The 24,338-nt window shown below is 55.3% G+C and carries 16 protein-coding genes; 9 read left to right on the forward strand and 7 right to left on the reverse strand.

The features are described from left to right. Positions 1-119: 119 nt before the first annotated feature. Positions 120-884 carry an AraC family transcriptional regulator gene (locus RE6C_RS08900; protein WP_008655783.1) on the reverse strand — a complete coding sequence of 255 codons (765 nt, stop codon included), beginning with the start codon at positions 882-884 and terminating at the stop codon, positions 120-122. A gap of 216 nt (positions 885-1,100) precedes the next feature. Between RE6C_RS08900 and RE6C_RS08905 the strand changes: the two genes are divergently transcribed. Genes RE6C_RS08905 through RE6C_RS08920 form a run of 4 tightly spaced genes read left to right on the forward strand, consistent with a single transcriptional unit; the run spans position 1,101 to position 10,438 of the window. Beyond that, entirely contained in the window at positions 1,101-4,436 is a 3,336-nt protein-coding gene (locus tag RE6C_RS08905; RefSeq protein ID WP_008655784.1) for a PSD1 and planctomycete cytochrome C domain-containing protein, read from the forward strand. A gap of 60 nt (positions 4,437-4,496) precedes the next feature. Continuing rightward, a complete protein-coding gene (locus RE6C_RS08910; RefSeq protein ID WP_008655786.1) occupies positions 4,497-5,930 on the forward strand; it encodes a DUF1501 domain-containing protein in 1,434 nt (477 codons plus the stop codon). A gap of 15 nt (positions 5,931-5,945) precedes the next feature. Continuing rightward, the gene (locus RE6C_RS08915; protein ID WP_008655788.1) at positions 5,946-8,915 is read left to right on the forward strand and encodes a PSD1 and planctomycete cytochrome C domain-containing protein; all 2,970 of its coding nucleotides are present in this window, start codon (positions 5,946-5,948) and stop codon (positions 8,913-8,915) included. Further along, positions 8,912-10,438 carry a DUF1501 domain-containing protein gene (locus RE6C_RS08920; protein WP_008655789.1) on the forward strand — a complete coding sequence of 509 codons (1,527 nt, stop codon included), beginning with the start codon at positions 8,912-8,914 and terminating at the stop codon, positions 10,436-10,438. The genes RE6C_RS08915 and RE6C_RS08920 overlap by 4 nt, the downstream gene beginning before the upstream one ends. Positions 10,439-10,585: 147 nt before the next feature. On the opposite strand, the gene RE6C_RS08925 is transcribed toward RE6C_RS08920, so the two are convergent. Beyond that, entirely contained in the window at positions 10,586-12,154 is a 1,569-nt protein-coding gene (locus RE6C_RS08925) for a sulfatase family protein (protein ID WP_008655791.1), read from the reverse strand. Positions 12,155-12,380: 226 nt separating this feature from the next. Between RE6C_RS08925 and RE6C_RS08930 the strand changes: the two genes are divergently transcribed. From RE6C_RS08930 to RE6C_RS08945, 4 genes are all read left to right on the forward strand, one after another. After that, positions 12,381-13,304, forward strand: coding sequence for a family 16 glycosylhydrolase (locus tag RE6C_RS08930; RefSeq protein ID WP_039961641.1), 924 nt, complete (start codon positions 12,381-12,383; stop codon positions 13,302-13,304). Between the two features lie 140 nt (positions 13,305-13,444). Beyond that, positions 13,445-13,780 (forward strand): hypothetical protein, encoded by a 336-nt coding sequence (locus tag RE6C_RS08935; RefSeq protein WP_236618052.1) that lies wholly within the window; start codon positions 13,445-13,447, stop codon positions 13,778-13,780. Between the two features lie 188 nt (positions 13,781-13,968). Continuing rightward, positions 13,969-14,367, forward strand: coding sequence for a hypothetical protein (locus RE6C_RS08940; protein ID WP_039961668.1), 399 nt, complete (start codon positions 13,969-13,971; stop codon positions 14,365-14,367). A gap of 31 nt (positions 14,368-14,398) precedes the next feature. Further along, positions 14,399-14,860 carry a hypothetical protein gene (locus RE6C_RS08945; RefSeq protein WP_236618054.1) on the forward strand — a complete coding sequence of 154 codons (462 nt, stop codon included), beginning with the start codon at positions 14,399-14,401 and terminating at the stop codon, positions 14,858-14,860. Between the two features lie 187 nt (positions 14,861-15,047). Here the strand turns inward: RE6C_RS08945 and RE6C_RS08950 are convergent, their stop codons facing one another. Together RE6C_RS08950 and RE6C_RS08955 are read right to left on the reverse strand one after the other, a co-directional pair. Then, on the reverse strand, positions 15,048-16,580 hold the full coding sequence (locus RE6C_RS08950) for a sulfatase (RefSeq protein ID WP_008655796.1): 1,533 nt from the start codon (positions 16,578-16,580) through the stop codon (positions 15,048-15,050). Between the two features lie 87 nt (positions 16,581-16,667). Beyond that, positions 16,668-17,690, reverse strand: a complete 1,023-nt coding sequence (locus RE6C_RS08955) for a rhomboid family intramembrane serine protease (protein ID WP_008655798.1) — start codon at positions 17,688-17,690, stop codon at positions 16,668-16,670. Here RE6C_RS08955 and RE6C_RS08960 point away from each other — a divergent pair. Next, positions 17,684-20,974 carry a PVC-type heme-binding CxxCH protein gene (locus tag RE6C_RS08960; protein ID WP_008655797.1) on the forward strand — a complete coding sequence of 1,097 codons (3,291 nt, stop codon included), beginning with the start codon at positions 17,684-17,686 and terminating at the stop codon, positions 20,972-20,974. The two genes, RE6C_RS08955 and RE6C_RS08960, sit on opposite strands and share 7 nt — an antisense overlap. A gap of 225 nt (positions 20,975-21,199) precedes the next feature. Here the strand turns inward: RE6C_RS08960 and RE6C_RS08965 are convergent, their stop codons facing one another. The 3 genes from RE6C_RS08965 to lpdA all read right to left on the reverse strand — a co-directional run bounded on the left by RE6C_RS08965 (position 21,200) and on the right by lpdA (position 24,183). After that, complete coding sequence (locus RE6C_RS08965) at positions 21,200-22,066, reverse strand: SIMPL domain-containing protein (RefSeq protein ID WP_008655799.1); 867 nt, start codon at positions 22,064-22,066, stop codon at positions 21,200-21,202. A gap of 138 nt (positions 22,067-22,204) precedes the next feature. Beyond that, positions 22,205-22,762 carry a phosphatidylglycerophosphatase and protein-tyrosine phosphatase 1 family protein gene (locus RE6C_RS08970; RefSeq protein WP_008655800.1) on the reverse strand — a complete coding sequence of 186 codons (558 nt, stop codon included), beginning with the start codon at positions 22,760-22,762 and terminating at the stop codon, positions 22,205-22,207. Continuing rightward, positions 22,759-24,183: a dihydrolipoyl dehydrogenase gene (gene lpdA / locus RE6C_RS08975; RefSeq protein WP_008655801.1), complete on the reverse strand. Its 1,425-nt coding sequence runs from the start codon at positions 24,181-24,183 to the stop codon at positions 22,759-22,761. Before lpdA ends, RE6C_RS08970 begins: the two co-directional genes overlap by 4 nt. Positions 24,184-24,338: the final 155 nt, after the last annotated feature.

The following is a 24,338-nucleotide window of genomic DNA, read 5'->3' on the forward strand; positions in this document are numbered from 1 at the left end:
GGTCGGTTTCAGGTCGAATCGATTCCGCCTGCAATGACTGTTGTCAAAAGTGTCGCATTTCTTGCTCGCCAACGTCTCAATTTGGGAGGGTTTGGCAGGCTGGGCGGAATCGTCAGCGTTCAGCCGAGCGGGCTGTAGGTGCGACGGTACTCTGTCGGAGTGATCCCGGTCGACGCTTTGAATTGCCGGGTCAGATGGCTCTGATCGTAAAACCCGGTGGAGGCAGCGATGTTGCCGATTGCTTCTTGGGTCGACTCGAGCAAGTGTCGGGCGACGCCGACACGGACCTCGCGGATGTAATGGTTCGGCGTGATCCCAAACAACCGAATGAATTCGCGGTGGAGCTGGCTTGGCGACAGGTTGGCTTCCCGTGCCAAGTCCGCGACCGCAATCTGCTCGCCATAGTTTTGCGTCACAAATTGAACCACGTTGAGCAGCCGCAAATGACCGCTTTCTGGGGCCTCCGAGTCATGGTAAGGCCGCTTCACACCGGCCAATGCAACGACATCGCCGGCTTCGTTGAGCAGCGGGATCTTGTTGCAGGAATAGATTTGAGGGACGCCCCGGCTGTCTGGGACCAACCAGATTTGGTCCGTCAACGTCTCGCCTGAGGCGACCACGCGACGATCTTCTTCGACGTACTGGGTCGCTGTCGCCGGAGGAAAGAAGTCGAAATCGGTTTTGCCAATGATCGACGATTCATCTTCCACGCCGACAACGCGGCAGACCACGCGGTTTGCCCGTAGATATCGCCCGTCAGCCGCTTTGACGTACATGTAGACCTGCGGCAAAAAGTCGAACAGCTCCAAACAGGCCATCGGGTTGGCGATGCTGTCGAATGCGTCGGTTCGCCAACGGTCGATATCGGGATTTGCTGCTGCCATGCGAGGATTTTACAAATCAATGCAACGAATCGGCAAGACACGATCGTGTTCGTCGACAATAATGAACGGCACAGAGCGGCGCCTTCGACGGCATCTATTACCAATGAGCCCACGTTGCCGCGTATTCTTGGCCAGTTCCTGCGAACGGGCCATGGAACACTCCACGCGACTTTCCTGCCGTCGCTGACTTTTCTCCTATCCGGCCAAGCAGATTGCATGAGTGAACTCATCGTCCATGATCTACGAAGTTTGAACGATTCACCGGTTGGCTCCATCGAGCGAACGGGTTCGTCTGAGGCAACCGGCCTGTCCCGATCACATCCGCGCTCGCCAGCCAAACGTTCGCGACACTTTGGCAAACCGTTCTGCGCCGTCCTTCTCGCATCGCTTGGTTGGATTTTCTCCTCGCTCTTCAGCACGAACGCTTTGCAAGCGGATGACGTTTCCTTCTCACGTGATGTCTTGCCGGTTTTGTCGGACCGATGCTTTCATTGCCACGGACCTGACGAAGGCAATCGGGAGGCGGACTTGCGGTTGGATGTGGAGTCAGCCGCGAAAGAGGATCGCGGAGGATACGCCGCGGTTCAGCCTGGCGATCTAGAAAGCAGCGAGATCTGGTCGCGGATCAATTCCGACGACGAAGACATGTTGATGCCTCCGCCGGACTCGCATCGCAAGCCGTTGACCGAGAAAGAACGCGAAGCGATTCGAAAGTGGATTGCGGATGGAGCACCCTGGGGCAAGCACTGGTCCTTTGAAAAGCTGACTCGGCCCGAAGTTCCCGAGTCCGCCGAGGAGGCAGCCAATCCAAATCCGATCGACGCGTTTGTCGCAGAGAAACTTGCCGACAACGACTTGTCGCTGAGCCAACCTGCCGATCCGATCACGCAACTTCGTCGTCTTTCGTTTGACTTGACCGGGATGTCGCCGACGCCCGACCAGATTGCTCGGTTGAAAGACGCCACTGACGAGACCCGAGAAGAAGTCTGGACGGACCTCATCGAGGAATGCCTCGAATCACCGCATCATGCCGAACGCATGGCCATGTGGTGGCTCGATGCCGCACGGTATTCCGATTCGGATGGTTTCCAGCAAGACGGCACTCGCGAAAATTGGCCTTGGCGTGACTGGGTGATCGATCAATTCGCAAACAATCGACCGTTCGACGAGTTCACGATCGAACAGTTCGCAGGCGATTTGTTGCCGGACGCGACGGCGGAACAAAAACTGGCGACGTGCTTCCATCGCAATCATATGACCAATGGCGAAGGCGGACGCGATCCCGAAGAATCACGCATCGACTATGTCATCGACCGAGTCAACACGACCGGAACGGTTTGGTTGGGGCTGACGCTTGGTTGCGTGCAGTGTCACACGCACAAATTCGATCCGATCACGCATCACGATTACTACTCGTTGTCCGCGTTCTTCAACAGCATTGATGAAGACGGCAATGCCGGGATGCGAGCGAAGCCTTATCTCGAATTCGAATCGCCAAAGGTCGATCCTCAAGCCGAAGAATTCGAAACGTTTGTTGCGGAGTGTGAAAAGGCCGAAGACGCCGAAAAAGTGCGGGCCGTCGAACGCTTTGAAACATGGCTGGCTGAGTTCCGAAGCGACCCGCCGTCAGAACATTCTGTGTGGCACACGCCTTCGCCAAAGTTGAACAGCAGCGAAGGAACCGAGTTTACCGTCGAGGACGATCGCATCGTTCAAACGCACGGACCCACGCCGGTACAAGATGACTACCGCGTGGTCATGCAAATCCCCGATGATATGCCACGGGTTACCGGCGTTCGCATCGAAGTCTTCCCACACGAGTCACATGTTGACGGACGTTTTTCTCGGGATGGAAACGGCGAGTTCGCGCTGACCAGCGTTCTGGCGATGGGCCGGCGAGAAGGCAGTCCATCGGAAAGCCAATTGGAGTTTGTTCGTGCCAAAGCTGATTTTGAATCGGACGAAGAGCGTAAGACGGAGTGGGATAAACGCTATGCGAAAATCAACAAGACGCTGAACGATGACGCGCGAGATGGATGGACAACCGAAGGTGCGGAAAAGATCGAGCCTCACGTCGGTGTGTATGAGCTTTCCGAACCATGGGATGTGCAGCCCGGCGATCGATTCGTCGTTTTGATGCGGCAACGTTCCACTCACGGCCATGCAAACATCGGACGATTCCGGGTCTCGTTGTGCTCGGAGTTTGGTGAAACGGTTCGCCGCGTGGACGGTGGCTCGCCGATGGCAGAGTTGGTTCAACGGTTGAATGAACCCAATGCCGAAGAAAGCAAGCCTGGCGACGAAGAAACAGTCGACAAGCCAGATGCGAAGCAAATTGGTGATGAACTACGCAAACGTTTGCTCGAACAGTTCTTGATCGCGGATCTGGATTACCAAGCTGCCAATGAACGTTTGAAACGAGCTCAAAAGCAACTCGCCGATCTGAAGAAGCAAGCCAAACCTCGCAAGGTGATGGTGTTGAGCGAACGGGAAGAACCTCGCGAAACACATGTGTTGTTGCGTGGCGTTTGGGACGCGAAAGGCGATGTGGTCGAGCCAGCTGTCTTGCCGAGCGTGTTGGATTGGCCCGCCGAAGAGACTCGCACGCGTTTGGATTTGGCAGAGTGGATTGTTGATCCTGAGAACCCACAGACCGCTCGCGTTATCGCCAATCACATGTGGCAATTGATGTTTGGTGCCGGTTTGGTTCGAACGCCGGGCGACTTCGGATTGCAAGGTGAACTGCCAACGCATCCAAAGCTGCTCGATTGGTTAGCGGTGGAGTTGATTGAAAACGATTGGGATCTACGCCATTTGCTCAGGCTGATCGCGACCAGCAAAACGTATCGCCAGAACAGTGTCATTTCGCCTGAGCTATTGGAACTCGACCCTGAAAACCGTTTGCTCGCACGAGCACCCCGTTTCCGTTTGCCGGCCTGGATGATTCGCGACAATGCGTTGCGAGTATCGGGATTGCTCGATCCAACCGTTGGCGGTCCGCCCGTGTATCCGTATCAACCGCCGGGTGTGTGGGCGGAGATCACGATGGGACGATTTGACTATCAACCCAGCCTCGGGTCTCGGCAGTACCGACGGACGATCTACGCGTTTTGGCGTCGCAGCAGCGCACCGACCTTCTTGTTCGATAGTGCCCAACGCCGCGTTTGCGAAGTCGGTGTGCGACGCACGAACACGCCACTGCATGCACTGACGTTGATGAACGACGCGACCATGTTGGAAGCCTCCCGAGCATTCGCGGATTCGATTGTGAATCAATCGGAATCGCCTGATGAAGCCGCTTGGAAAGATCACGCCAATCATCTTTCCAATCAAGTTTTGTCTCGTCCGCTCAGCGACGAAGAACTCGCGGCTTTGCAAAACGTTTGGACGCGAACACGTGACTATTACGGCGATCACATCGACGAGGCGACTGAGTTTTGCACCGTCGGCCAGATGGAATCGCCTGCTTCCAACGAAGCTGCGGAAACCGCGGCTTGGATGACGACCGCGAGTTTGATTCTGAACCTGGACGAAGCCATGACGCGTGAATGAGCGTCACCATTCAATTTGCCGCACAGACTTAAACACGCCGCCTTACAATTCAAAGATCTCATGTCACATCAAGAAACCCAACTGCAGCTCGGTCGGCGTAGCTTCCTGTCGCAAGCCGGCTTCAACTTTGGCGCCCTCGCCGCGGGAGCGATGCTGGGCGATGAGTTGGCCGCCAGCGAGTTGAAGTCCAGCTTGCCGCATTTTGCTCCCAAGGCCAAACGCGTGATCTTCTTGACCCAGTCCGGAGGTCCGTCGCAGATTGAGTTGTTTGATCATAAACCGGAACTTCCCAAGCTGGCTGGCACGGAACTGCCCGACAGTGTCCGTCAGGGGCAGCGGCTGACCGGAATGACCAAAAATCAAAAGCAATTGATTTTGCCGGCGATCACCAAGTTCAACCGTCACGGCGAATGCGGACGATTGGTCGGCGAGTGGTTGCCGCACATCGGTTCGATTTCCGACGATCTGTGCTTTGTGAAATCAATGGTCACCGATGAGATCAATCATGCCCCCGCGATGACGAAATTCTTGACCGGTCATCAGCTTCCCGGCCGACCCAGCTTTGGTGCTTGGGCGAGCTACGGTTTGGGCAGCATGAATAGCAATTTGCCAGATTACGTTGTGCTGATTTCAAAAATGAAACGGCCCAGCGATCAGCCTCTTTACGATCATTATTGGGGCAGCGGCTTCCTTCCGTCCAAACATCAGGGCGTCAAGCTGCGTAGTGCTAAAGATCCGGTCCTGTATTTGAACGACCCCGATGGTTTTCCCCGGGAATTGCGTCGCGAAATGCTGGACGGGTTGGCGGGCATGAACCGTCTGCACCACACGGAAACTTTGGATCCCGAAATCGAGACCCGCATCGCTCAGTATGAGATGGCGTTTCGGATGCAAACCAGCATTCCGGATCTGACCGATTTGAGTGATGAGTCCGACGAAACATTTGAAATGTACGGACCCGATTCACGTCGGCCCGGCAGTTACGCCGCCAACTGCATTTTGGCTCGCCGTTTGGCCGAGCGTGATGTGCGGTTCATTCAACTGTTTCATCCCGATTGGGATCACCATTCGCGGCTGAGTTCCTGGTGCGTTTCGCGATGCGTTGATACCGACCAACCCAGTGCCGCGTTGGTCAAAGATTTGAAGCAACGTGGTTTACTCGACGACACGTTGATCATTTGGGGCGGCGAATTTGGACGCGGAGTCGCTGGGCAAGGCAAATGGGATTCACCCGAAGCCGGCCGCGATCACCACCCTCGCTGCTTCACGATTTGGATGGCTGGGGCCGGTATCAAGCCCGGAACGTCGTACGGCCAAACGGACGACTTCAGTTACAACGTCGTTGAAAATCCGGTTCATGTACGTGACTTGCATGCCACAGCATTGCACGTGTTGGGAATCGATCACGAGCGATTCACTCATCGCTACCAAGGACTCGATTTCAAACTGACCGGGGTGGAACCATCCAAGGTCGTTGACGACATCTTGGCATAACTTTCGCAGCTTCACATGGATGATTTTCGTTTGACTGTTTTTCCTTCTTACCGTTCCTTCGATGCTTTCATGATTCCTTGGATCAAAACAATTGGCTTGCTCTGCGTGCTGAGTGGATTTAGCGTGGTCGCTCAAGGTGAGGAGGGCGAACATTCCGGTCATGACGAAGCTCACGGCAGTGCTGAAGCGCTGCCCGAGACAATCGATTTCAACGAACACATTCGTCCGATCTTCAACTCGCACTGCGTGGCGTGCCACGGCGGAGTGAAGCAGGCCGGTGATCTGTCATTCGTCTATCGTGACAAGGTTCTGCCTCCCGATGGTTGGGTGGTTGAACCAGGAGAGCCTGATGATTCGATCGTGATGGAACGAATCACGACTGATGACGAATCGGTGGTGATGCCTCCCGCCGAACACGGTCCGCCGCTTCCAGAGCACGAGGTGCAACTGATTCGGCGTTGGATCGAACAGGGTGCGAAATGGGGTGAGCACTGGGCGTACGAAAAACCTCAACGGCCGTCAGTTCCTGACGTCGCCGATGTGGATTGGTGTCGCCAAGCGATAGACCGTTTTATCTTGGCAAAGTTGGAAGAAGAGGGCATCGCACCCGCCGAAGATGAGGTCCCGACGCGTTGGTTGCGTCGAGTGTCATTGGACTTGATCGGTTTGCCACCCACGCCATCCGAAGTGGCAGCGTTTGAATCGGCAATCGAAACGCAGCAAGAGCATGCCTACGAAGAAGCCGTCGACCGGTTATTGAATCGTCCCGAGTTTGGCGAGCGTTGGGCCAGCGTTTGGTTGGACCAAATCCGCTACGCCGATTCAAAAGGTCTCGGACTCGACGCTCCTCGAAAGGCATGGAAATACCGTGACTGGGTAATCGATGCGTTCAATCGAGACATGCCATACGACGAATTCACGGTTCGTCAAATCGCGGGCGACTTGCTGCCAAATCCCACCATCGAAGACTACATCGCGACCGCCGCTCAACGGCTCACGCAATCCAACGAAGAAGGCGGGACCGACGACGAAGAATTCCGAATTGAAGCGATTCTCGATCGCGTCAACACGACCTGGCAGGTTTGGCAGGGAGTCACGTTTGGATGCGTGCAGTGTCACAGCCATCCGTATGATCCGTTCGAGCACGACGAGTACTACAAATTCGCGGCGTTCTTTAACAACACCGCTGACTCGGATCTGGATGAAGATTGGCCGGTGCTGAAGGTGCCGGTTGATTCGGCTCACTATGATCAAGCCGCCAAGCTTGATTCGCAGATCCGCCCGTTGCAACGGAACATTTGGTCTCAGGAATACGAACTGCTCTCCGATGAGACTCGTTGGAAGCCGTTGACCGATTTGGAGGCCTCGACCAATAAGGCGACCAGGGTCGATGTTGAAACGGTCGGTGATCACGATGAATTTCACACCGTCGGGACGGTTGCTCGTAATACCGACATCACGCTTCGGTCGCCGTTGCCAGATTCGATCGACTCGCTAACCGCGATTCGTTTCACCGGTATGCCTTTGGACCCCGAAAAGGCCATCTCCGATTCGGAATGGGGATTCGTGCTTTCGCATGTGGACGCCAAGCTGATTCCTGCCGATGGCGGTGAACCGACATCGATCGAATTTGCCGACGTGATCTCTGACGAGCCTGATCCGTTTCATGATCCCAACGGCAGTCTCAACGAGAAATCGAACCACGGATTCGCCGCGTACACTCGCATTCACTACCCACGCTCCGCAGCGTTCTTGCTAAAAGAGCCTTTGGACGTCAGCGAGGGATCGCAGATCGAATTCACGATCAAACACCGCGTCTACATGTTGTCCGCGTTCTCCTTGGTCACTCGTCGAGGGTATTTGGCAGTGTCGAGCGATCCGGAGTTCCATGGTTTGTTGAACGATGAATCGTTGCAGGTTCAACGAAAAGAGCTCGCCGAACTGAAGTCTCGACGCAACAAGATCGAAAGCACAACGGTGCCAATTTTGGCCGAACGGGAGTCGCACCTGGCTCGCCCCAGCCACGTATTCATTCGCGGTTTGTTTTTGACGAAGGACAAGCAGGTTCAACCGGACACGCCTCAATCGTTTCCGCCTTTGTCAGCCGGCGATCAACCTCCACGTTTGGCTCTCGCACGTTGGTTGGTCAGCGATGAAAACCCGCTGACCGCCCGAGTTGCCGTGAACCGGGTTTGGGCACAGCTCTTTGGAATCGGTTTGGTTGCAACGGAAGAAGACTTTGGTTCTTCCGGCGAAGCACCATCGCATCCGCAGTTGCTCGATGATTTGGCGTTGCGTTTCAAAGACACTCACCAATGGAAGTTCAAGCCACTGATTCGCGAATTGGTGCTCTCGCGGACATATCGACAATCCAGCGTTGTTCGAGATGATCTGATGGACGTCGATCCGGCCAATCGTTTGTTTGCACGCGGTCCTCGACACCGTTTGGATGCCGAGACCGTTCGCGATCAAGCTCTCGCGATTTCTGGATTGCTGAGCGACGAGATGCACGGACCGCCGGTTCACCCACCGATTCCCGATGGCGTTTGGACTCCGTTCGCGGCCTGGGACAAATGGAATACCGCGAAAGTCGATGATGGTGATCGTTATCGGCGTTCGCTTTACACCTACACCAAACGCAGTATCCCATTCCCCATGTTCGCGGCCTTTGATGCTCCTTCGCGAGAATTCTGTACGCCTCGAAGGTTGCGGTCGAACACTCCGGTCCAAGCCTTGATGACGCTCAACGACCAAACATTCGCGGAGTGCGCCAGTGCTTTCGCTGCTCACATGAGAACGTTGGCCGACGAGCCGTCGGAACAGATCCGGTTGGGCTTTGTGCGTGCAACTTGCCGAGAACCTTCCGCCGACGAGCTGGATGAATTGGTGGGATTGCATCAACAACTCGGCGAACTCGAGACCGGCGATCCCTTGTCGATGGTTGCCAATGTGCTTTTGAACCTCGATGAGGTCTTGATGAAATGATTGACTTTCAAACCATGCATTCCATGAAAAACGCTTCGCGAAATTCACTTGCGTCCGAGCTGTACGCCAACTCGTTGCAACATTCCACACGCCGACACTTTCTGCGTGACTCCACGTTGGGGCTTGGTGCGATTTGGATGGCGATGCAGCAGAACCAGGCGGCGGCGCGGAACGTGGTGGCGCCTCAGCATTCGCCAACGAACCCGCTCAGCCCGATCGATCCGCCGCTGCCTGCGAAAGTCAAACGGGTCATCTTCTTGCACATGATCGGGGCTCCCAGCCAACTGGAGTTGTTCGATTACAAACCGGAATTGAAACGGCTGGATGGCAAAGATTGCCCGCAATCATTCTTGGAGGGCAAGCGTTTCGCTTTCATCCAAGGCACGCCTAAAATGCTTGGGCCGCAGTACCCGTTTGAGCAACACGGTGACTCGGGGGCATGGGTATCCGATCGGATGCCGCACTTGGCGAAACAGGTCGATGACATCTGTTTCATCAAATCGATGCAGACGGATCAGTTCAACCATGGACCCGCTCAACTGATGGTCCACACCGGCCAAACTAGGATGGGCAACCCATCGATCGGATCTTGGGTCACATGGGGACTGGGCAGCGAGAACGAAGATCTTCCCGGCTACATGGTTTTGTTGTCGGGCGGCCGATTGCCCCGTGTGGGCAAGGCTTTGTGGAGCTCTGGTTTTCTTCCTTCGGTTTACCAAGGCGTCCAGTGTCGATCCAAAGGCGATCCGGTGTTGAACATTTCCGACCCGCAGGGCACGACTCGGGAAGCTCGGCGAGCGATGTTGGATTCGCTCAATCGGCTCAATCAAACCTCCCATGAGACGTTTGGCGATCCCGAAACCATCACTCGGATTGCCCAATATGAGATGGCGTTTCGGATGCAGTCGGCCGTGCCTGACGCGATGGATATTTCGAAGGAGCCGCAACATGTTCTGGACAGCTATGGTGCCGAGCCTGGTAAGGAATCGTTTGCTAACAATTGTTTGCTCGCCCGACGTTTGGCTCAGCAAGGTGTGCGATTCATCCAGCTCTACGATTGGGGCTGGGACTCCCACGGAGCCGGCAAAAACGAAGCGTTGAACGAGGGCTTCAAAGACAAGTGCAAACAAGTCGACCAGCCCACCGCCGCGTTGCTTGCCGATTTGAAAGCCAACGGGATGCTGGAGGACACGCTCGTGATTTGGAGCGGCGAGTTTGGTCGCACGCCGATGCGTGAGAATCGCGGCGGCACCGAAATGACCTTTGTGGGTCGAGACCACAGCCCGTCGGCGTTCACGTTGTGGATGGCTGGTGGCGGTGTCAAAAAGGGAACGACGTACGGTGAATCAGACGAAGTGGGTTACACCGCGGCGGTGAATCCAGTCCACCTGCGTGACTTCCACGCGACGCTGTTGCACTTGCTCGGGTTTGACCATCAGAACCTTGTTTATCCGTTCCAAGGTCTGGATCAAAAGCTAACCGGCGTCAAACCAGCCCAAGTGATCGATGGCATTCTCGCGTGACGAAGTGAGCCTGATTGATTGGGTAGGTGGCTGTTTTGGCCAGTCGTTCCGAGTCTGGCTATTTGCGATCGCCAGGTGGGACCTGGCCTACGACTATTTGCGATTGGAAATTTGCACTTTGCAATCACCCCGTTCCTAGATGATGCCTCATCGAGGCCCTGCCAGTTTCTCTTCCATCTTCCGCAGCTTTGCGTCCAGTTTTTTGATCACCGCTTGCGAGCTCGGATCCCGGATCAGATTCACCGTTTCATCTGGATCGGACGTTAGGTCATAGAACTCGTCGCAGCCTTCGTTGTGTCGATCGCGGATCAGTTTGTATTTCGGTGTTCGATAACCGCGGAGCGACGCCACGGCGTAGTTGATCATGTCGTATTCGAAGTACTGGGTTTGGTCCCAGTCCTCACGAGTTTTGCCCCTTAGCAGTGGCGATAGATCCCGGCCGGGCAAATCTTTTGCCGATGAGCCTTCTCCTGCGATCGCACACAGCGTTGGAAACCAATCCAAATGCGATGCGGTGGCTTCGATCACAGTGGAAGGTTGGACGACGCCCGGCCATCGAACGATTGCGGGGACTCTCAGTGAATGGTCATAGAGGTTCGGTCGGTACTTGTTCGAAATGACACGAGTGCCCTGGTGAAGTTCGCCGGGTGGCTTTTGCTTGGTTGCCCAGATGCCGTTGCCTTTGTGCCAGATCCCGTGATGGCCCATGTTGAAACCGTGATCCGATGTGAAGATCACAACGGTGTTGAACGTCAGATTTTGGTCATCGAGCGTTTGCAGCAACCGTCCCAGATTGCGATCAACCCCGGACGTGCTCGCCAAGTACTCCTTCATCTTCTTGCGAACCCAGTTGTTGTCCAAGTTCGGGTATTGGGGGATCGTTGGATCCATTTCTTCGTATGGCTGCCAGTCTTCTGGTGCGACCGGCAACCAACGGCCGTGAGGTGCTCGAGTGGACAGGCATAAAAAGAAAGGCTGGTCAGCGTTTTGTTCCACGAAATCGATCGCATGATCGGTCAAGATATCCGTGGTCAATCCTTCGAACTGTTGAACCTTGCCGTTCAGTTCCAGTTCCGGATTGTTCGGCGTCGTTCCGCCTCCCGTCAGGCCCATGAACGAATCAAATCCGTGCTGCGTCGGATGCTTTCCCGAATCGCCGCTGGCGGTCCAATCACCGAGGTGCCATTTTCCGACCAAACCGGTTTTGTATCCCTGTTGCTGCAAGACTTCCGCGAAAGTCACGGTATTGTCAGGATCCAAGTAGACCGGTGAATCGGGATCGTAGAGTTTGTGCCCGGGTTGTGGGATGAAGTCCTTGATGCCCAGTTCGCTGGCGTAGCGACCCGTCATCAATGTCGCGCGGGCGGGGCTGCACACCGGAGTGGTGCAAAAGAAGTTTCGAAAGACGGCACCTTCGGCTGCCAAACGATCCATGTTCGGAGTCGAGGGAATTGGCACATCGTCGAACTGCCCCGAACGAACCGCTTCCGCAAACGCCCAGGGTGCTTGGTCGTCGGTCAGGACCATCACCACGTTGGGTTTCGCGGCAGTGGTCGATCTGGGTGATGTGATGCCCACGAAACAGACACACCCCAACAAGACCACAGACAAGGCATCCCGGGGAATCAAGTCAATCATCATGAGCAGAGCGACATTCAAACAGTGAGGGTGAGTCATTTGGGAGAGCGGAACATCATATCCACTCATGTCATCCATTGCGCTCGATCGGCAAGAGAGCATCGTCCGACCGATTGTTGTCGCCTGCGTCTCCAGATTTCATTGGGAGACTCGCTCTACAGCGAGTTTGTGGTCACGCGACAGCGGCGCTTCCGTATGACAAACGACTGACTATTTCAGGACGTTCCCTGGTATGATTCGGATCGTTCAAGCTTTCCGGCTTGCTTTCGTTTTTGATCTCTCATGATGCAATTGTCGGTCTAAAATGTTTCGTGTTCTCACTCTGCTACTTACCTTGCTCGGCACGCCATCCCTGGCACGGTCTCAGTCTGGTGACAATGCAAAGCCTTTGACGGCGAAACCGGGAGAGAAGTGGACGATCAAATGGAATCGGTCGGACGACTTCGACGGCGACTTGGTTGATTGGAAGAAGTGGAACAAGAATCCCGAGAACTTTGGTGCCTGGACCTGGAACAACGAGAACAATGCAAATGCCGCAAACGGAGTTCTCACCTTAACGGTCCGACGATTGAATCAGGACGACGCCAAGGCAACTCGGCGGGATCAAAGCGGGAACCCGACACCGTTCACTTCTGGGATGCTGAAGTCATATGCGACGGGAACGTATGGGTATTACGAGGCGAGAATCAAAGGCTCGCCGGTGTTTCCCGGCGTTTGTCCTTCGTTTTGGTTGTACAGCAAAATCGACGACACCATCGTTGAAAAGGATGCGGTTCGCTACAGCGAAATTGATATTGTTGAGATGTCTCAGCGAGGAGACCGTATCGAGGGGAACGAACGGATCATGGATCACAATCTCCACGCGATCTTGTCCAATGGAATTGGTGGTATCGCGGGCAGAAGTTGGCAACGCCCCAACGACTTGCGCTTTAGAGCAACCCAAGCGATCGAGTATCACGCTCCGTTCAATCCGGGTGATGACTTCCACACGTATGGGTGCAACGTGGGACGAGACCAGATCATTTGGTACGTCGATGGAATCGAGGTTGGGCGGCAAAAGAACAAGTATTGGCATCGGGACATGAACGTCGCACTTTCGTTGGGTTTGCGGGAGCCATACGCCGTGTTTGGGAACAACCGACTGCGTGCCAACGAGTCACACCCCGCGACCGAATTCCCGACCAACATGCAAGTCGACTATGTCCGGGTTTGGGAACTGGATGAGTGAACGCGATTTGTAGGTTGCGTCCGGGTTTCCAGCGTTGAGGTTGCTCGTGCGTGGCAATCGTTGCCTTTGGATTGCAATGCGAACTGCTGAGGCAACTGGTATTATCTGTTACTTCCAACATTCAATTGCAGGCAATGCTCATGAACGATCCAAGTCCGTATCAGTCGTCTGAAATGACGCCTCAAAGCCATCTCAGGCCTACCGGCGGTGGGGAGGCAATCGGCGAAGGCCAGATCGCTTTGGCGTGGTTTCTGTTTGTCGTTGTGGCGACCATTGGCGGGGCAGTTGCTGGTGCGATTGGAGGTATGGTCATCGGAGCCGTTCTCGGCGGCGCTGGGCAATCGATGCAAACGATTCAAGTCGCCAGTGCGTTCGCAGGATTCTTTGCGGGATTGCCGGTCTCGTGGCTCACATTTCGGTGGCAAGTTCGACGGCTGCTGGCAAAGGCTTCCGCTTTATCCGTTCAACAACTCTAGCAACGGAGGCATCTTATTTTTTCAAAACCGTTGTCATCGACGACCGCAATACTCTTCACGCGGTCACCTGAGCCAGAACGGTTCACTGCTTGTGTCGAACTTGGATTGACTTGTTGAACGCGAATTCGGGAGCTGAGATGAGTCTTGACTATGAGAGACGCGGCCAGTTCGCTCTGGTACTCGCAACTGTGAGGCGGACGCAATCTCTTCCTGGCGGTGAAATCCGCGGTCTGCCCAACGGACGTGTTGTCGGCGGGTTGAAAGGGTTTCATTTGTTTGCATGTCAACTCGCGGAAGCGGAAAAGGACGACCAGCACGGGCGGACACACAAAGCGTTGGATCAGGTGCATCAACTGAGAAACGAGTTCAACGTGATCGCGAGTCGTTGGCAGTCGTCGGTAGCCGGATTGTTGCAAGGCATCCGGTCAGGCCAGGACGTGAAGAACCTGGAGCGTCTCAAGCGAATGAAAGCAGCTCAGCTCGAGATTGGACGATTGATCGACGCCGCTCAAAAGGCATTCAAGGATTTGATTGCGAATCTGAATACGGCCGAGTCCGAAGCCGGGAAGAACACTGGCGATGAATAGTAGAGTGTCGCCAAGCGTGACGAACCAACGGATGAAAGCGATTGAATGCGCGGCAAGTGACAGCGTTTTGAATCCGTATCAAAGCCCGCCTGAGTGCGCGGAGGTCGTTGAAAGCGATCCAGAGCAGAGCATGTTTGGGCGTGAGCGTAGCTCTGCGGTGCCGCTCCTGATCTTGTCGACGGTTGCTCTGTTCATCAGTCTTGCCGGGACGCCAACGGCGGCTTTCCTTCGTTCCCATCCCGTGAGATTGAATGGGTATCTCGCTTACGTTTTGGCGATCATGGTGCATTTGATTCAGTGGTTCGGTGCACGCTGCATGTTCGCGGGGCGGAAAAGGGAGTTGTCCTATTTCGCCGCCATTCTGTGCTCCATTCCGATGCTGTCGCCGCTTGTTGTTCTTGGGGTCCCCTTCGGCTTGATGGCAATCGTGGCATTGATCCTTGGCGATGTTGGTGTCAAAGGAAAACGAATTCCCGCCACTTTGGATTCATAGAATCAAGTTGTTTATTTTGAGGTCGGTCTGTGTTCCAGCGATCCAGGGAACTCGCGTCGTTTGATTGCGGACAGCCTGGTGAGCGATTTTGACGTTTGCCACGGTTGTTCATGGAAACCGTGGCTAACGCCATACGGCTGATATGTCGAGCGCTAATAAGCGGTAATGTTGGTGATGGACATTCGGTTTAGAAATCAGTATCCGACGAAGGAATGTTTTCTGAAAGGTTGAAGTGTTTGACCAGCCTTTGCGAGTGTTGCTGGACAACGTCCGGGAATTGTTCAGCTACGTTTCGGCTCTCGTTTGAGTCGGAACGGTGATCGTAGAGTTCTTCGGCGATGAGTTGGTCGTCTTGGATGGATCTCCACTGGGTGTATCGCCAGTTGGCAGTTCGGACGGAGTAACCCCAAGCGACCCACTTTTCGCGTGGAGCATAGAAAGGATGTTGGTGCTGGGTGAACGCAGCGGTCTTGAGCGTTTGAACGGGGTTTGTCAGCAGCAACGAGAGGTTGTTTCCCTCAAGATTTTCGGGCAGGTCGTTTGCGATGCCGGCGAGGGCGGCGAGCGTGGGGTAGAGATCAACCAATTCGGTCAAGCAATCGGTGCTTGGCTGCGTTCGTTCGGTACGTGGATCGGCGATGATGAGTGGGACTCGCGCGTCGAGTTCGAAGTTGCTGGTTTTGCCCCACAACGTTTTCTCGCCGATGTGGAATCCGTGGTCCGAAACAAATGCGACAATCGTGTCGTCTTGATGGCCGCTTGCATCCAGAGCTTCCAAGATCAATCCGACTTGAGCGTCGAGAAAGCTGATCGAGGCGTAGTAGCCGTGGCGAAGATGCCGTTTCAATTCCGGCGACAATTCGGCTTCCTTGGGAACTCCATCGTAACTGTGCAATTCACGCGAAATGTGCATTGCAATCTCGGGGACATCGGCGGGGATCGTTTCCAACGCCGGTGCTGAGATTTCATCGGGATCGTAGAGGTCCCAGTACTTCTTTGGTGCAACGAATGGCAAATGGGGACGCCAGAAGCCGACGCCTAGAAAGAATGGGGCCGCGTTGTCGGGATAGTCTCGGATGACTGAAGCGGCCAAACGAGCGATTTGACCATCACGGTAGGCGGTGTCGGGAACGTTGAGCGACTCGGTCGAGGGCGCCTTCTTTACCTTGCGAGCACGGAGGACAACGGGAGTGTTGGAATGCACTGTGTCGGCAGCGTGCGTTCCTGCATGCAGGACTTCATCCATGGACCAAGACTGCCGGTCTTGCGTGTCGCCCATGTTGTGAAAGATTTTGCCAATGTCTTGGCAGTAGTAGCCATGGTTTTTGAAGTGCTGGGGCAACGTGACCAGCGACGCGCCGTTCGGAGCGGTCTCGCGAAAACCTTTGCGGAGATCGTCGACACCCACTGTGTTTGGACGCAGTCCGGTCAAGAATGAGGACCGCGAGGGATTGCAGACCGCTTGTTGGCAGTAGGCTCGGTCGAACACCAAGCCGCGTTCAGCGAGAGCGTCCAGGTTCGGCGTGATCGCGTTGGGATCGCCGTAGGGTCCGATGGCACAATTCAAATCATCGGCGACGATCAGAAGCACGTTGGGGGAGTCTTCACCGATGACTGGGCGGACCAGCATCAACGCGAGTGCGAACACGCCAAACAGTTTGGCTGGTTTGGTGGCGTGATTAAGAACGAGCTTCTTTGGAACCAAAAGCAAACTGGTCACCTTGAGTCAGCCGGGGAATAAACATGTGTTGGACGCATGGTCCCAAGCTTAACTCGTTTTCAGGTCGAGTTTGACCTCGACCGATGTTCAGATGGTTTTGGGTGCTAGGGCCGCAATGGCCATTCCTGCAACAAGGCCACCCACGTGAGCGCCATTGGCAATTCCTTGGATCAGTGGCGTCATACATGCGACTGTAAATCCAAGTATCAAATAGACGTTAAAGGGAGGTATGCCAACTGGATAGGTTGGTTGGAATCGGGGACGGATCCATATGAACCCAAATATTCCCAATGCAGCTCCTGATGCTCCGATCGCCATGGGACTTTCCAGCCAGTCAGGGAGAACAATTTGCACGATCATCCCGGAGACGTGTGTGATCGTCATCAGGAAGACAAGAAACCATGATCCGTGCAAACGCTCGATTACACCTCCGAGCATATACACCCACATCATGTTGAACACCAAGTGCATTGGCGAACCGTGAAGAACCGCTGGTGTGATTATCCGCCAGACTTCGCCCTTTTTGATCGATACCCAAGGGTCATTTGATTTCTGGTACTCGATGGGGTCGGCGAGGGCCAACGCAGAGAAAAGTTTTTGCTCCGTCGAGAGATAGTCTCCTCGCTCCAATTGTTCGAGCGTGATCACCTCGGGCAGATCGCGGCGAGGCTGGGGATCAGCGAAATTGGTGGCGTATCCGATGATTCCGCAGATGGCGATCATGCCAATGACGACCGGAATATTGCCGGTTCTTGCCGAACGTCCACTGAAAGCTCCTGAACCACTTCGCAGCTTCTTCTGAGCCTTGTTCTGCAGGGCTAGCTTGCGTTTCTTTTCCGCTTCCTCTTCCTTTCGCAGGCGAGCGGCTTCGGCGGAGACGTCAAACTTGGCCGCATTGGGCGATTGTTTGAACTCATCCATGGCTTCTCGAGCCGTCGCGACATCTTTCTCGTCGCGAATCCAGATATCATGGGAGTTTTCGTCGTGGTCGACTTTTGCAGGGATCTTCAGGGTCTGCAGGTAGTCGTTGAATTGGTCCGCCAGTTTGGGATCGGAAAAATTGCCGATTCGCCGCATATCAATCTTTCTTGTTCGAAACGAAAATGACATCCATGTTCTACGTTGATCACGCCAAAATTGCACGGGTGGGGACACAGCACGACGAAGCCCGGCAAACGCCGAAATCCCGCCAAACGCGTGAGCGGACCTGGATGAGCTGTCTGCTCGCAATCGTTGTGCTGGGTTCGCCAGCGGCGGCAGATGATTTCCCCACGCCAATCAACACAGAACCTCTCGCAGAATTAAACGCCGACGGCAAGCTCGCCGGACCCCCGCTGTTGTCTCCGCAGGAAGCGGCCGATTCGCTCGAGATGCCCGAAGGGTTCACCGCCACGGTTTTTGCCAGTGAGCCTGAGGTGCAAAACCCGATCGATTTGGCCTGGGACCGGAAGGGGCAACTTTGGGTCGCGGAGAACTACACGTATGGCCAGCGGGGCGTTTCATGGCGAGACGACCAGCGCGATCGAGTGCTGGTGTTCAAGGACGAGAATCTGGATGGAGTCTCCGAGTCGCGGACCGTGTTCTTGGACTCCGTGCAGCACCTGACCAGTGTCGAAGTTGGTCGAGGCGGTGTGTGGTTGATGTGTCCGCCGCAATTGTTGTTTGTGCCCGACGCTGATGGGGACGCGGTCCCCGATGGTCCTCCACAAGTCATCTTGGACGGGTTCACGATCGCCAAGCAGAACTATCACAACTTGGCCAACGGATTGCGATTTGGACCCGACGGTTGGTTGTACGGACGTTGCGGTGGTTCGTGTCCTGGAGTGATTGGTTTGCCCGGAACACCCGAGGACGAACGCACGGCAATCGAAGGGGGAATTTGGCGATACAACGTGGACACGCATCACGTCGAAGTGCTGTGTCATGGAACGACCAACCCGTGGGGACATGACTTTGATCGCAACGGCGAGTTGTTCTTTATCAACACGGTCAATGGTCACTTGTGGCACGGCATCCACGGTGCTCACTTGCACCGGCCATTTACCTTGGACCCGAATCCGAATGCTTACGAGTTGATCGACCAGCACGCCGATCATTACCACTTTGACACGTCGGGCAAATGGCAAGATTCACGCGATGGAGCAGCGAACGATTACGGCGGCGGACACGCTCACGTTGGCATGATGATCTATCAAGAGTCGACTTGGCCGACCGAATACCAAGACGATCTGTACACGTTGAACTTTCACGGCCGCCGAGCCAATCGCGAACGGTTGGAGCCTCACGGAACCGGCTATGTCGGGAAGCACGAGAAGGACTTTTTCCTCAGCGGCGACGTGTGGTTCCGCGGGATGGAAATGTCAGCCGGTCCCGATGGCAACGTGGTCGTATTGGATTGGGCGGATTTGGGCGAATGCCATGAGCACTCGGGAGTCCACCGGTCCAGCGGTCGTATTTTTCAGATTCGCTACGAAGCCGGTACGCCAGACAACGCTGCCGAACGTTTGGCAAAGTTGAATCAACCCGGAATCAATGTCGAGCAAACGGTCGCGTTTCAATTGGCGGGCGATCGTTGGTTTTCGCATCAGTCTCGATTGCAAATCGCGGAAGCCGTCGCCGGAGGTGCCGACGCCAGTGAACTGAACGCTGAATTGTTGAAGCAGTTCAAAGATGTCGAGGGAACCAATCCGCAGCAACGATTGCGGATGCTATGGACGCTGAACGTTTCCGGCGGTTTGTCTCGCAAGGTTTTGCTCGAAGGTGTCGCCGATCCGTCGCCGCACGTTCGTTCGTGGTGCTTTCGATTGATGACGCAACATTGGCCGATCGACGATGTGTTTGGGCCGACTTCGGCGAGTGTGGCTGCCAAGGAGAAGGTGTACGACGAGTACCGTGCTTATTCGAGCGATTTCCTGACGCACGCGGAGGCCGATGTTGCTTCGGTGCGATTGACGCTCGCGTCGATTCTGCAGCGATTGCCGTTGGGTTTGCGTGGTGAGTTGGCGGATTTCTTGACAGAGTTGCGTTCTGGCATCGAGGACGCTGATGACCACAACCAGGGATTGATGATTTGGTACGGGTTGATGGCGTGCGCGGACGAGCACCCCGATGAGTTGCTCTTTGGCGGCGAACAGTGCCAGATCCCAACGACCACACGACTGATCTCACGAGCACTGGCCGAACGAGTCGATCAGCACCCGAAGGAGTTTGCGCGTTTGGTGACATCGGTGACACGACGCCTGCGCGGGGATAGCGACTTGGGCGGCAAAGCCAACGTGGCGTGCGCGGACGCGTTCTTGGAAGGCGTGTCTGCCGGAATCGTGGGAGTCCGAAAGGCCGAGCGACCGGAGGATTGGGCTGATTTCCAAACCGTGTTGTCGGCTCACGAAGATCTACAAACCAAGCACGCTGAGACCCTTCGGAAGTTGAACACGTTGTTCGGCGAAGGCCAGAGTGTCGGTGAGATGGCGGCGGTCGCTGGCGACGGGGACGCAGATGTCTTGGAGCGGTTGGCCGCCGTCCGCGGGTTGATTGAAACGCGAGGGGCTGACGATGCCGTTCCCGATTCAATCATCGTTCGGTTGGCAATGCCTTTGATCAAGGACCCACGCGTCAATGCGAAGTTGGCCCCGGCGTTGTCGACAATCGAGTTGCCTGAAGTGGGGAGTTTGTTGCTCGACAACCTGAATCGCTTTCGTGCGCCACGGCGATCGGGCGTTGTGGGCCTGTTGTGTTCGCGAGCGGTATTCGCGGATGTTTTGCTAACATCGATTGAGCAAAAGAAACAACCCAAAGATGTGCTGGCCGCGTCGCACGTTCGAACGATTTTGTCGCTGGAGGACAAAGGTTTGACCGAGCGTATCGAAAATGTTTGGGGGCGAATTAGGGACACGCCGGACGATCGCAAACGTGAGATCGAGCATTGGTCGCAAGCCTTGACGCGTGATCAATTGGCCAAAGCAGATGCTTCGGCCGGACGAGGCTTGTTTCAGTCCGCGTGTGCGAATTGTCACAAGTTGTTCGGAACCGGAGGCAAGGTCGGACCGGATTTGACGGGGGCTCAGCGGAGCGACCTGGGGTATCTGTTGCACAACATCATCGACCCCGACTCGGTGGTGGGAGCGGATTATCGGGCGACCAAAATTGTCACCGTCGATGGTAGATTGCTGGTTGGTTTGGTAACCCAGCGAACACGTCAAACGACCACGATCGTCGCCGCGGACCAGACGTGGGTGTTGCCCAACGATGACATCGAACTGGAGTCGGTCACCGAGCAATCACCGATGCCAAGCGGTTTGTTGCAACCGATGACGGAGCAGCAAGTGGTTGATCTAATCGGATACTTGCAAAGCCCAACCCAAGTGTCTCTGCCATCTGAGAAGGCTGCCAACTGAGAAGCAAGTGAGCATCAGAAGTAGGATAAGCTTCCAGCTTGTCATTGCACATGAAATCAAAACGCCGGTTATGGATGTGCTGGTAATTCGTTGAGAACGCTAATCATCGCTAATCGCGCACTGCTCAGATCGGTCGGCGGCGGCTTTTAGGGTCGCACGCAATTAGAGGCGATTAGTGTTCCTCGTATTCGCACGCCGATTCGCAGAGCCAAAAGTGGGTTCGAGTTAGTTATCAAACTCGGTGTCGCTGAGTTCAAAGACGACCTGCACGGAGGCTGAGATTGTCATCATTCCGGCTTCGATCGAGCCGCCGTCTGACTCGCTTCCAAACAATTGCATGCTGTTGCCGAATGGATCTGAACCGCGATGCGATTCCTGGACGCTCAGCACGCGTTTGACCTTCGCATCGAGAGCCCCGGCCATGTCACTGGCTTTTTCGTAGGCGGCGGCGACTGCTTTCATTCGAGCCGCGCGGCGATGTTGGATTTGATCCGAGTTCATCCACTGAATCCCAGCGATGGAGTTCACTCCGCGTTCCAGGATCCCTGTGTAGATCGCTTCAAATTGTTTGATGTCTCGGACCATGATTGTTAGTTGACGACTGGCCGAATATCCGATGGGTTGGTTCTGCTGTAGTTGATCGCGAACGGTCGGTTGCGGAGCTTCGGTTTGAGTTGCCTGTATCTGTGGCTCATCGCTGAAGAGGTCGCCGAATCCTTGCGATGCCTGGTTTGAATACCCTTGCTTCGCGTATTGCCCCTTTTGACCACTCGGGTAGATGGGCGAAAGCACAACCGATTCCGTTCGGATGTCTCTTGCTTCAATCCCCCGGTCCTTCAAAAACTGGACCACGCGAGTGACTTGCTCGGATGTCTTCCGTGCGGCGTCGGTGACCTTTTCCTCACGAGATTCGATTGCGAAACGCAACGTCACGCTGTCGGGTGCGACTTTTGTGTCGGCAGTTGCACTCACGGTCAACTTGGACCGAGTGTCGATGCCGTCTTCCGCGAGGCAACGCGTCGCGGGAAGGACTGTGGTCGCGGTGATCGCCGCAATGATCAAGCGTGACTTCCAAATGCTGCGAATTGACATGTGAGGGATCCTTGGATTGGGGTGAACCAGTGGGGCCCTCAGTCTAATGCATTCGCCATCGACGGACTTTCGACATAGAAAGCATTCAAGTCCGATGAGAGACGCTAAGGCAGACGAACATGCAAGTTCGTCCAGTAATCATCCAACCGACGATTGAAATTCGCGAACAAATTGTTGGACGACCGGACGATGCGTCAGGCGTGGGTTGATATGCGGACGTTTTTCCAGCAACCAAGCCTGAGCTTGTTCGGGCGTCATTTCTTTGTGAGCGATCAACCAGCAAATCGCGATGGTGGCACTGCGAGCCCTGCCGGCTTTGCAGTGAATGTAGACCGCTTTGCCGGATTCGACGTTTCGTTGAATAAAGGCGACTCCCGTGATCACGTCTTGCAGGCTGGGGTGCGTGAAGTCGGTGATCGGCAGATGCAGTTGCTCGATGTCGTGCTTGGAATACTCATCGACCGGGCCGACGTACTCTTCGCAAGTGTTGACGACGCCGCCGACATTGAGCTCCGCCATTTGCGGAACATCTCGAGCGAACGGGCGAGCGCCGACAATGACCAGTGGATCGATCCAGTCAAACCAATTGCGGACTTTGAGAACGCGTCCCAACAACATGTTCCACCACAACGTTGGTAAGAACACAACGCGGGCGTACAACCGCCTCAGCCAACCGGTTTGAATGGGACCGCTCACGCCGTGTGAATCGCTCGGTCGTCGATGGCCAGAGCGGCTTCGTGCACCGCTTCGGACAGGGTCGGGTGAGCGTGGCATGTGCGGGCGATGTCTTCGCTGCTGGCACCAAATTCCATTGCCGCGGCGGCTTCCGCGATCATGTCGCCGGCACGCGGGCCGATGATGTGGACGCCAAGCACTCGATCGGATGCGGCGTCGGCGAGAATTTTGACTCGGCCATCGATGTCGCCCAACGTGCGGGCTCGCCCGTTGGCACCCAGAGGACACACGCCCTTGTTGTATTCGATGCCGGCTTCTTTGAGTTCTTCTTCCGTTTTGCCAACCATCGCGATTTCCGGATGGGTAAAGACGATCGCAGGGATCACTTCGTAATTCATTTCCGAAGCGATGCCGGCCATTTGCTCGACACAGACGATGCCTTCTTCCATGGCTTTGTGAGCCAACATGGCACCACCGATGCAATCACCGATTGCGTAAATTCCCGTCACCGATGTTTCGAATTGGTGATTGACCTGAATGAAGCCTCGCTCGTCAAGCTTCACGCCGGCTTCCTCGAGTCCCATGCTTTTTGTCGCGGGAGCACGACCGGTGGCTAGTAGCACGCGGTCGCATCGAATCGTTTCGCCGTCTTTGATTTCAATCACGCATGGCTTCTTGTCACCTGGCTTCGGATCCACTTTGGCGGATGCCACGAACGTTCCAGTTCGAATGTCCATGCCTTGCTTTTTAAAGCTGCGATGAGCCAACGTGGCCATCTCTTTATCGAGCCCCGGCATGATGCGATCGAAGGCTTCCAGGACAATGACTTTGCTGCCGAGCCGATTCCAGACGCTACCAAGTTCCAATCCAATGTATCCGCCGCCGATGACAACCAAGACTTCAGGAACTTCGGGGAAGGACAACGCGGTGGTGCTGTTTCCGATTCGATCGCCGTCTTCTTCGACGAATGGCAGTTGTGCAGGAACACTGCCCGGGCACAGCATGATCTGGTCGGCCGTCACCAAGGTCGGCTGATCGTCGGTCGCACCTTCGCTGGCGGTGATTTCGATGCTGTCCACATCGCGAAGGCGGCCGCGGCCGTGATAGGCGGTCACACCTCGGCGATCGAACAGCATGTCGATTCCGCCGGTCAACGATTCGACGATTTTCTCTTTGCGTTTCATCATCACGTCGAGATCGACTTCGACGTTGCTGACGTTCAGCCCGTGATCGGCAAATTTATGCTGGGCTTCTTCGTACAGGTGGCTGGATTCCAACAAGGCTTTGCTGGGGATGCAGCCGACGCGAACGCACGTCCCGCCAAAGCGAGGGTTGTCGTCGATGCAGGCAACGTCGATGCCAAGTTGTGCTGCGCGAATCGCGGCGACATATCCGGCTGGGCCACCGCCCAAAATGACGAGTTCGTGACGAGCCGTTTTCATAGCAATTGAGTTGGAGTGCGTGGCGAGAATCGTTGCAAACAGGATGAATTGTCAGATACGCGAAGCGGTTTGTCGACCGGAGCGCAGTTGCTTTGCTGAGGCAGAAATTTCGCAAGGTGAAGTACTGCGACACCAGTTGGCCATAAAAGTGCGGC

Origin of the sequence: Rhodopirellula europaea 6C, assembly GCF_000338295.1 — a bacterium.
In the GTDB taxonomy this organism is placed as follows: Bacteria; Planctomycetota; Planctomycetia; order Pirellulales; family Pirellulaceae; genus Rhodopirellula; species Rhodopirellula europaea.